Source organism: Paenibacillus sp. 32352, assembly GCF_002042965.1.
GTDB lineage: Bacteria > Bacillota > Bacilli > Paenibacillales > NBRC-103111 > Paenibacillus_S > Paenibacillus_S vulneris.
On sequence record NZ_MZNT01000011.1, the window covers coordinates 313,212 to 324,502 of the forward strand.

Sequence of the window (11,291 nt, forward strand, 5' to 3'; positions counted from 1 at the left end):
AGAGGCACAATTTCGCTAAAAAAGCGGTCATCTAGGAGAGTGAGAGCATGGCGAATTCGGAGCCTATACGGGCGATGACCGGTATACATTCAGTACCCAAAAAGAAAAAGTGGTTGACCTATTCCTTTTGGTTTATTCTTCCTTCTTTCTTGCTTTATACGCTATTTGTCATTTATCCAACGTTAAACAGCTTTAATCTAAGCTTTACGAACTGGGACGGCGTAAGCAGCGAGATCCATTACATCGGGCTGGACAACTTCAAAGAAATGTTCAGCAGCGACCGGTTCTACAACGCTTTGAAAAATACGCTGATCTTGTCCGTATCTCTCGTTGTTCTCGAGAATGCGGCTGCGCTTCTGCTGGCCATGCTGGTGGACCAGGTTCGCTGGTTCAAAAATTTATTTCGCAGCATTTTTTATTTTCCCGTTTTGCTCAGCGGTATTGTCATGGGCTTTGTTTGGGCTATTATTTTCAACTATAACTTTGGAGTCGTTTCGCAGTTGCTTGACAAGATAGGACTCGGTGCGCTTAAGATCGACTGGCTGGGCAATCCTGACTTTGCAATGATCGCGATAGTCATCACTACCGTCTGGAAGGGCTCCGGGTACTATATGATCATTTATTTAGCAGGTCTGCAAGGGATTCCAGCGGAGCTTCATGAAGCGGCGGCCATTGACGGAGCGGGCCGATGGCAGCAATTCCGGCATATTACATTCCCGCTCTTAGCGGGGGCAATGACCGTCAGCGTAATGCTCTCGATGATCGGTGCTCTCAAAATCTTTGACCAAATTGCGGTCATGACCGATGGAGGCCCGGGCTTCGCCACGGAAACGTTAACCTACATTGTGTATAAAGTAGGCTTCGGGGAGCTTCGCCAAGGCTATGGAACGGCACTTTCCCTTGTGTTGTTCATTCTGATTCTCATGGTCTCCTTGATCCAGATCAAGCTGCTGAGGAAACGGGAGGTGCAGATGTAGATGTTCAAGTCAAAAAGGTATGTCGATCTGATCTTGTTTGCCATCACGGCAGTGCTAGCGGTTCTGTTCTTTTTCCCGGTGTATTTCAGCCTGATATCTGCGTTCAAAACCAACGGGGAGATATTGCGGGACGCCATAGCGATGCCAAGCAGCTTGTATTTGGACAGCTTCCAATATTTGCTGACGAAGACCCGATTCCCATCCGCGATGTTAAACAGCCTGATCCTGACAGTGACCTCCGTCGCATTCATGATTCTGCTCATCCCGATGGCCGCCTATGCGATCGAGAGAACGGGGAAAAAGTGGACCCGTGCCGTATATGTTTACTATTTGGCAGGAATGATGGTTCCGTTTCAGGTCTACATGATTCCCCTGTTCAAAGAAATGAAAACCTTGGGGCTATACGGAACATTAACCGCTCCCATTCTCATTTATATATCCGGCTCGGTCGGCATGGGCGTGCTGCTGTTCACCAGCTTCATCCGGGGCATTCCGGTTGAAATCGAGGAAGCGGCGGCGATTGACGGCTGCTCCAAAGTCCGGATATTTTGGCAGATCGTGTTCCCGCTGCTGGGACCTTGTACGGCCAGCATGGTTGTGCTGCAAGGGCTCGGTATCTGGAACGACTTCCTGATGCCAAGTCTGGTGCTCCAATCGTCCAAGAGAACGATGATCGTGGAACTATTCAAATTTGTAGGCGAGCTGGCTTCGCAGTGGGATATGGTGTTCGCCGGCACGACCATGTCTATCGTCCCTGTACTGATTGCCTTTATCGCGCTTCAAAAGTATTTCGTGAAAGGCATTGCTGCAGGCGCAACCAAAGGGTGATGCCCTTAAAGCCGCTTCTGGTTCCTACAGGGGCGGCATTTTTTACCATAATAGACTTTATAATTTCGGGGCTCCCCGCAAAGTACCTGAATCAGCTTCGAAGCCAAGGCCCCACTTTGTGGGGTTATCTTATTGTACAATTTCGATCGAAAGGTTGTCCGATAATATGAACCGGGTATTGGTGTATGAAGCCCCCCAAGGAGCGGCCTCTAATGATGATTTTAGGGTAAGTGTACGTACTCTGGATGGGGAATGGCAGGAAGTATTCGTTTATGAGATCAAAGTGGATATGCACCATGTTCGTCGCGGATCGATGGTCTATTTTGATATGGAGGGTACCGTGGAGGTCCGTGTGGAAAGCAAGCATCAGATGATTCGAAGCGCTGCGATCCGGCCGCTTTCCGCTAAGATGAATTACAACCATGACGAAAGGGCTGTCCTGTTTACACTGGAACGCCCTCAAAAGCTATCGATTGAGATTAACGGGGATCGTTTCTCCAATCTTCATTTATTTGCCAATCCTATGGAGCACGATGCTCCTAGTCCGGAGGCGAATAACGTACTGTCTCTCAAGCCGGCCATTCATCGAACGGAGGATATATATCGTATGGCGCGGACTCCCAAGACGGCGGATGGCATAACGCCGGATACGATTTATTTTGCACCGGGAATCCACTACTTGGAAGAGACAGTGCTTCGAATACCATCGGGAACGACCGTGTACTTAGCCGGAGGGGCGATTGTAGTTGGTTCCCTGATCTGCGAGCATGTTCAGGATGTTGCTATCCGGGGGAGAGGAATGCTCGTCTTATCCGATTTTCATCGGTTTTCCGCTTTCCGCGGGGTCCGCATTGTCTTCTCGGAGCGTGTTACCGTTGAAGGAATCATAACTGTGGATCCGCCTCATTACAGTATCTATCTGGGCCAGTCGCGGCATGTGAGCATAACCAATTTCAAGACCTTCAGCACCCGGGGGTGGTCGGACGGAATCGATATGATGTCGTGCTCGCATATTGAGATTGAAGACGTGTTCCTCCGTACGTCCGACGATTGCATTGCGATCTACGGCTCACGCTGGGATTTCTATGGGGATTCCCGCCATATTACCGTTCGTAACGTCATATTATGGGCAGATGTAGCACATCCGTTAATTATCGGAACGCATGGTGACCATCACCGCAATGGGGATCTTATTGAGGATATTTTATTCGAGAATATCGATATTTTGGAGCATCATGAGCCGCAGCCAGGCTATATGGGAGCTATGGCCATCAATGCCGGCGATCGAAATTCCGTCAAGAATGTAACCTACCGGGATATCCGGGTGGAGGATTTCGAGCTGGGCCGGTTGATCGATCTCCGTGTGGTATGGAACAAGGATTACAACCCGGTACCGGGAAACCGGATAGAGAATATCCGATTCGAGAACATCACCTATAACGGGGCAAATCGGATGGCCAGTCAAATCTTCGGATATGATGCCGACCGTCCCGTAACCGGGATTCGCTTCCAAGGACTTCAAATTAATGGAGAGCTGATTTTGAACCCGGAGCAAGGACATATCGAGGTTAACGAGTTTGCGCAAGAACTTTCTTTTACGGAATAATCGCTTCAAACTGAGAGGCGGGCCAACAGCTTTTTTCCTGCAGGTTCCGGTTGGGACAAAAGGCAAAAACTGCTATGATACAAGTAAAACCCTGTCCATACCAAGGAAAGGAGCCCCTGAATACATGTTTCGGCTCTTTCGGCTGCGCCAAAGTATTTTCGTTAAATTCGCTTTTTCGTTTATCATTGTGGGCTTGATTCCGCTCCTTATATTAAGCTTTTTTGCCTTAAATACCTTCGGAAATTACATGGAAAAATACACCATCAATAATTTCGAGCAAATGGTGATGTATGCGGGCAAGAACGTCGATGATCTCTATACGAAATACAATAATATTTCCAAATTGATGTATTCTTATGGACAGCAGGGCCATTACGGCCAGCTGGGAGAGGCGATAGCGAGTGCGTCGGCGGAAGGGAATCTCCGGGTTTCCGCTACTGTAGATGATTTTCTTAAGACCGTAGTGGCAACCGATGTTCATATCCGAAGCGCCGCATTCGTATTTTCCTCCGGCAGCTACCAGGATCTCAGCCGGGAAGGGAGCCGGATTGACTTCCGGTCTATATTCCCGCCTCCGCAATGGCAAAAGGTGGTTTCGGAAAACCCGAAGCAGCTGACGGTATTCCCTACTCATGCCCAAGACTACTATCCGAATTCCAATGAACAGGTGCTCACGTTCTCCCGCAATTTGATTGACGTGTTAGGCAGCCCGCTGCTGAATGAAACTATCGTCGGCAGCATGTATATGGATATTTCGCTAAGTGCGTTCGATGAGATTTTCCAACAACTGAATATCAACCCTGAGGACGGTATGTACGTAACGAACCCGGCAGGCCTCATTCTATATAGCAACAAGCGGGAGCAGATCGGCCATCCTCTCCAGCTCTCCCAATCGGAGGAGTATCATTATGTGCAGCAAGGGATGCCGAACTCGGGGTGGATCGTATATGGGGAAGTGAACAAAAACGAATTGTTCAGCAAGATCAACCAAATCAAGAGCACCATCGCCGTCGTCATTGGCATGTGCATCGTGTCTCTCATCATCGTGGCAGTATGGTTCTCGAACAACCTGTCCACCCCCATCCGAAGCATTATCAGACACATGTCTCGCGTGGAATCCGGCAACTTCAATCAGCAGGTACCCGTTCGGAGCACAGATGAGATCGGCATGCTGGCAAACGGGTTTAACAAGATGGTCTATCGTTTGGAGAGCTATATCGATGAGGTGTACGTGGCTCAGATTAAACAGAAGCAGGCCGAGCTGACTGCGCTCAAGAATCAGATTCGCCCTCATTATTTATACAATACCTTAGAGGTGATCCGGATGAGTGCGGTGAGCAATGATGATGAGGAAGTAGCGGATATGATCCTTTCCTTGTCCCATCAATTGAAATATGTACTCGATTACGGACATGAAACCGTCACCCTCCTGGAAGAGAAAATGAATATCGAGCAGTATTACCGCTTAATGGCGCTGCGGTATGGGGAGCATCGGCTGGCGATGGATCTTAGGATTGACCGGGAGCTTCTTGGCTGCATGCTGCCAAAGCTATCTATTCAACCCTTGGTAGAAAATGCAATATATCACGGGATCATTCCTAAGTCTGGTAAAGGTACCATCCGGATTACGGCTCAGAAAGAGGAGCACCGGCTGGTCGTTACCGTCGATGATGACGGGATCGGTATGGACGAGACAAAGCTCGGACAGCTGAGGGGGAAGCTGGCGGGTGCCGTGCCATCCGAGCAAGGAGGCAGCGGTGGAATCGGAGTCAAGAACGTACACGACCGAATGACAAGATTATACGGGCCTGAATACGGCATCGAAATCAACAGCACGCTGCATATAGGCACTTCCGTCCGGTTACTACTTCCCTATCAGAAAGAGGTGAAAGATGCATGATCACAGTGGTCCTGGCCGACGATGAACCGATGATTATTAAAGGCTTGAAAAAGCTGCTTCCGTGGGAGGAACTCGGCATTCGGATCGCTGGAGAGGCTTGGACCGGTCAGGGATTAATGGAGCTGATCGAAAAGGAGCACCCTTCGCTTGTAATCACCGATATTAGTATGCCAGGCGGTTCCGGGATCGACGTCATTAAAGAGATCAATCAAGCGGGATTGCGGACTAAGGTTATTTTTATCAGCGCTTATCAGGAATTTTCGTATGCCAAGGACGCTCTGGCTCTGGGGGCCGTGGATTACCTGGTCAAACCGGTCGAAAAGGGGACTCTTCTCGAAGCCGTCCAGAGGGCCATAGCGGAGGTAAGGGAAGAATCGGAGGAGCAGCAGTTTAAGAGCAAACTGGCCCACTATGAGCACAAGGATAAAAAAACTCAGCTGGAGGAAGTGTTTGACCGCCTGCTGGACGGCGATATCCGCCAGGAGGAAGCCGAGGAGAAGCTGCGGATTCTGGATGCGGGCTATGTCTATGATCATTATACCGTCATGCTGCTGGAAACAGTACAGCCGGTAGGTGTCAGCAGATGGGGGGAGCACGAGAAGCGGCTTCTGTTATTCGCGATTGGAAATATGGCGGAGGAGCTGGTGAGGCGTAATTCGATGGGCATTCTTTTACGCAAAGGCGATCTGCTCTGTGCCGTCGTGAACCATAAAGAGGACGCTTCAATGGAGGCACTGGCTGAGGAAATCATTTCCAATGCGGTTGCTTACTTGAAGATGAACTTATCCATTGGGATTGGCGGACGGGTTTCTAAGCTTCAGGAGATCAAAATATCCTATCGGGCTGCATCCGAGGCTCTTGAGCAGGCCTATTTTGCAGAAAGCGTATGTGCTATCTCCAGGAAGGCGGAGGAGCAAGAGAGCCGAGTTTCCGAACGGGAGCTAGGTGAAGCCAGATACGATTTGCTCCAGGCGTTATTAGCCAAAGATTCCGAGCGTTTGAGCGGGAAGCTGGAGAATCTGCTGGAGCTTGTTGTCCAATATTCCGGCGGCAGCAGGGAGAAGGCGGTGATGGCCTGTTACACTACGATTACCGAATGCGGGGAAGGCTTGGAGGATGTCGGCATCACACTGGAAGCAACAGGAGCCGAGCTGCAGGGGCATCTTGTCGTTATGCAAGGCTTTAATCGTTTTGGAGAATTAGCCGAATATATCCGTGAAGTCGTGTTAGGATTGCTGGAGCGGCTTACAAGAGGAGGGCTCGGTAAAGAGGCACAGCAACTCTTGATAGCAAAGGAATTTATCGAGAGCCATTATATGGAGAACCTCACCCTGGAAGGGGTGGCGTCCAAAGTGTACATGAATCCTTATTATTTCAGCAGCTTTTTCAAAAAGCATACCCAGATGAATTTCAAGCAGTATGTAACGGAGGTTCGAATGAAGCAGGCCGTCAAGCTGCTGTTGAATACGGATTTGATGATTTATGAGATTGCCGATAAGGTCGGCTATAACAATGCCCGTCAATTCAGCGACATGTTCAAGAAGCATTACGGGAAGCTGCCTCAGGAGTACAAGTCGAAGCTGGAACCGAAAACGTAACGGTAGATATTTTTAATATCACTGTTCAGAGATGATTTACCCAGGGAGTTGCGGTTCCAGTTTGAGTGATTGATGAAATTCAAGAGCATAAAAATGGGCTTATTTGACAGAATTGTAAAAACCATTCTGTCGTGCGATTTGGAAACTACGTTGTAAAAACACGTACTGGAGAGGTTAAAAGTTTTACTTCAATCCGCAAGTTTTATTTAGAACAATTAGATAAATGAACGGAAGTGACTAATGAACATTCGTCTGTTGAATGACTCTGATGCCCAAGAGTACAAAGAAGTAAGGTTGCGTGCATTGAAAAATGATCCTGATGCATTTGGATCAACGTACGAGCAAGAAGAAACTAAACCTCTGGGGCACTTTATTAAAAGGTTACACCGTACAAAAGATCAATTTGCATTGGGATGTTTTGACGACAATAACACATTAGTTGGCATTGTCAATTTTTCACGTGAAAACAGACTTAAAACGGCACATAAAGGAAATATTTACGGCATGTACGTAGAGCCTAAATTTCGAGGACGGGGGTTAGGTAAAGCCCTTCTAATAGCCTTGATTGAAAGAGCAACAAAAGAATGTGAAGGGTTGGAACAGATTCATTTGACGGTTGTGTCTGATAACAAATCAGCAAAACGCTTATATGTCTCGCTAGGGTTTGAAGTTTACGGTGTAGAACCACATGCATTAAAGTTTAGTGAACAGTATTTCGATGAAGACTTAATGATTTTAAGATTGCGACTTTAAACTAAAGGGCACGATAGCTCAATGAACCGCCTTTTCAGCAAGGTGGTTTTCTTATAGTTTATTATCGACATTAGAATTTAACATAGCCATACTGAAAAGAGGCGATCTGCAGCATAGCTGAAGACGCCTCTTTCTGCTGACTACAAACGCATAGCCGCCGTTAATGGTTGCCGAATAGGAAATTGGTTATCCACGTGGTCTCGCTGTTATAGGATTGCCTGTTCGGTTATCGTGTTTAACGATGTGTTTTTTTGCTGATATTCATGATCCAATGACGCAAGGTGTTTAAAAAACGAAGGAATCGTTACTTTTTATCGTTTCACTCCGGGGACATTCCCCTTATGATTTGGGTACCAAACGATAAAAGGAGGCAGTTCTATTGTTACAAGCCAGAGGAATCGTGTATATTGCTTTGGCCCTGCTAATAAGCATGGTGACATCTGTCGCAGCGCTGACACTGTCTGAGCCGGGTAAGGCGTCTGCATCGCCCGCGTTCGTACACCCCGGTATGCTTCATACCCAAGCGGATTTGGATCTGATGAAGGCAAAGACAGCCGCGGGAGAAAGTCCGTGGGCGCCGGAATGGGATAAGGTTAGGGTCAATAAGCTGGCTTCTCCCAAATTTACGGCTACCGTGTACAGTACGGTATATTTGAACGACCCTCTCATGAAGGATACGGGCAAAGGCGCATTAGCCGACAGCGCGACGGCAGCTTACTTTAATGCGTTGGGGTGGCATATTACGGGAGACCCGGCTTATGCAAATAAAGCAATAGACATATTAAACCGCTGGTCCCATCAATTGACTGGGCTTCAAGGCAACGATGCGATCCTGGGAGCCAGCTTAATCGGCTACAAATTATTGAATGCAGCCGAGCTTATCCGTTATTCCAATGCAGGCTGGGGACAACCCGATATCGAGAAGTTTTCCTCCATGATGACCAATGTTTTTTATTCGCAGACGAAAAACTACGCCTTCATCACCCGGACCGGAGCGTGGGCTAACGGGAACTGGGACGCAGCCGCCATACTTTTTAATATGTGCTATGGCATATGGAACAATGATGATACCGCTTACAACGATGCTGTTCATTTCATGAAAACCGGCCCAGGCAACGGCTCCATCGAGCATTACGTCCAGACGGAGGACGGCCAAACCCAGGAGAGCGGCCGGGATCAGGCTCATGCCCAATTGGGATTAGGACTTCTATCATTGGCCGCGGAGGTCGGGTATAACCAACGAACAGCGAATGCAAACGGAGCCGACCTATATGCTTATCCGAACAATGCCTTTAAACTGCTTAAAGGCATTGAGTACACTGCAAGGTACAACCTGGGCTATTCCGTTTCCTGGACGACGCTGCCGGATGTCAATGGCGAAATCCGGTATGAACGGAATGTTTCGTCGGCAAACCGCGGGGAATTCCGCCCCATGTATGAGCAAATCTATAGCTTCTATAAGAATCGGATCGGGGTCCCGGATTCCGAGATCCAATATACGAAACAAGTTATCGATAGGGTCAAGCTTGAAAGCTTCCATATCGACCACCCGTCCTACGGAGGCCTCCTGCATGCGAAGGAACAAAGAACATCGTCGCTGCTGCCCAAAATCGCCTTAATCCCCAGGAACACCATCAATAAATACATCTCTGCCGGACAGTCAGGTGCAAATCCGCTGACAGCCGATCGTGACCGGTATAAGGCTGACGGCTCATTGAATATTGGGCCGGAGGAGACATTTGAGCTTGCGTTTCAGGGGAACAAGAAGTATACGCTGAAATCGATGGCGAATGGCAGCTATGTGTCTGCCGGCAATGGCGGAGCAAGTCCGCTGCAGGCTGACCGTTCCAGTGCGGGGAACGAGCAGCTGTTCGAGATCGATGAGCAGACGAACGGTCTGTTTACGATTAAGGCAATGGCGAATAACAAATTCATCACCTTAAACTCGGGTACGAAGCAATTGGAAGCCGATGCGGACAGTGTAACGGCTGACGATGGAAGATTCATTGTCATGTATCCGCCGGAGGATGTCGCTCCTCCTGTGACGGTAGCGACGCTCAATCCGCAGAATCCTGACGGAGTGAATGGCTGGTACCATTCCGATGTGACGGTAACGCTATCGGCTTCGGACGGGCAATCCGGCTTGGCCGACACGAAAGTGCGGGTCAATGGTGGGGAATGGACAACGTATCGGGAACCGCTCACTTTCTCTGAAGGGATTTACGACCTGGAATTTCGCAGCTTGGATTATGCGGGAAATGAGGAGCAGGTCCGATCGGTTAACCTGAGAATCGACAAAACACCTCCGGTTATCGATGTGAAGCTGGACAAAACGACCCTTTGGCCGGCAAATCACAAGATGATTACGGTGAACGCCACGATCGCTTCAAACGATCCAATGTCCGGAATTGCCTCCATTGTGCTTACTTCTATCACAAGCAGCGAAAAGGATGACGGAAGAGGAGACGGCAGCTCACCAGATGATATTCAAAATGCCGAGCTCGGTACAGAAGATACCACATTCGACCTTCGGGCCGAGAGATCGGGCAGCGGTAATGGCCGCGTATACTCGATCACCTACAAGGTCACCGATTATGCAGGCAATTCATCTATTGCTTCCGCAACTGTTACAGTTCCTCACCATCAATAATCAAACTAGAAGAAGTCATAGGGAAACACATTGTTACGGACCACTAAAAAGAATGAGACTACTATTTGATGGAGGCCGTGCTTAAGTTAAAAGGTAACGACTGTATCTTAGTATGGTTCATTCAGCTCAAAGGCATCCCCGGTTGCATAATCAACCGGGGATGCTATTTTTAAGTGCAGAAATGAAAAACAAAACATTAAATAATTGAAAGCAGGACAAGTGCTTCTTCTTAAACGCATAAGGCCAAAACGGCGGTGGGGCTCGTATCGCATGATTTGCGTGTACAATAGTTGCGACTTATACTTCTCTGGTAGAAGTCAGCTTATAAGCTGCACCGGACCGGCTGGACGGCAAGCACCCGTCAGCCGACCAGGGCTGGCGACGCACAGGCGGAACTCGTTGGGACACAGGGGTGCACTAGGCGGGTAGACATTGGTTTGGGTAACGCGGCTATGAGGCGGTTTTATTCTGGCATGGAAAAAATTGTACTTGTTTTCAAAATAGTGACTATGATATATTACTTATCCCGACGGTCAGCACGGATGACCTGGGGAAAGATGAGAGTGAGAGAGCGAGTCTGCGCTTGGGGTTATCCAAGTGTGGAAAAAACTGTTCTTGCTTTTGAAAAAGTATCCGTGATATATTATCTCTTCCATTGTCCTTATCAATACTAGGGCAAGAATGGAAGAACAGTTCAATGCTTGCAGGTGACAACAAGCATGGAAATAATTGTTCTTGCAAAGTGATTAGATGTATGTTAAATTAAATATCCGCCTAACGAAACAAAAGGCGCATGCAATATTGTCCTTTGAAAACTGAACAACGAGTGAATGTTTGAACAGAGAATGAAAATTCTCGCTAGCATTGAATTTTGAGCTTAAGACAAGCTCTATTATAGATCGCTTCGGTGATCACTTTAATGGAGAGTTTGATCCTGGCTCAGGACGAACGCTGGCGGCGTGCCTAATACATGCAAGTC

General features: G+C 48.2%; 7 protein-coding genes, 1 rRNA gene and 1 pseudogene. All 9 read left to right on the top strand.

Going from position 1 to position 11,291, the window contains the following annotated elements; genetic code table 11:
- Positions 1-47: 47 nt before the first annotated feature.
- A complete protein-coding gene (locus B1728_RS24815) occupies positions 48-977 on the top strand; it encodes a carbohydrate ABC transporter permease (RefSeq protein WP_079913112.1) in 930 nt (309 codons plus the stop codon).
- Positions 978-1,805 (top strand): carbohydrate ABC transporter permease, encoded by an 828-nt coding sequence (locus B1728_RS24820; RefSeq protein ID WP_079913113.1) that lies wholly within the window; start codon positions 978-980, stop codon positions 1,803-1,805. It abuts the gene before it with no gap.
- Positions 1,806-1,971: 166 nt separating this feature from the next.
- Positions 1,972-3,411, top strand: a complete 1,440-nt coding sequence (locus tag B1728_RS24825; protein WP_079913114.1) for a glycosyl hydrolase family 28 protein — start codon at positions 1,972-1,974, stop codon at positions 3,409-3,411.
- A 124-nt stretch (positions 3,412-3,535) separates the two neighbouring features.
- Positions 3,536-5,311: a cache domain-containing sensor histidine kinase gene (locus B1728_RS24830; RefSeq protein ID WP_079913115.1), complete on the top strand. Its 1,776-nt coding sequence runs from the start codon at positions 3,536-3,538 to the stop codon at positions 5,309-5,311.
- Entirely contained in the window at positions 5,308-6,909 is a 1,602-nt protein-coding gene (locus B1728_RS24835) for a response regulator (RefSeq protein WP_079913116.1), read from the top strand. Before B1728_RS24830 ends, B1728_RS24835 begins: the two co-directional genes overlap by 4 nt.
- Before the next feature lie 68 nt (positions 6,910-6,977).
- A pseudogene (locus B1728_RS36925) lies at positions 6,978-7,088 on the top strand (IS1595 family transposase); the annotation flags it as partial.
- Positions 7,089-7,149: 61 nt separating this feature from the next.
- The gene (locus B1728_RS24840) at positions 7,150-7,662 is read left to right on the top strand and encodes a GNAT family N-acetyltransferase (protein ID WP_079913117.1); all 513 of its coding nucleotides are present in this window, start codon (positions 7,150-7,152) and stop codon (positions 7,660-7,662) included.
- A gap of 379 nt (positions 7,663-8,041) precedes the next feature.
- Positions 8,042-10,312 (top strand): OmpL47-type beta-barrel domain-containing protein, encoded by a 2,271-nt coding sequence (locus tag B1728_RS24845; protein ID WP_079913118.1) that lies wholly within the window; start codon positions 8,042-8,044, stop codon positions 10,310-10,312.
- 916 nt (positions 10,313-11,228) lie between these two features.
- Positions 11,229-11,291 (top strand): 16S ribosomal RNA (locus tag B1728_RS24850); the annotation flags it as partial.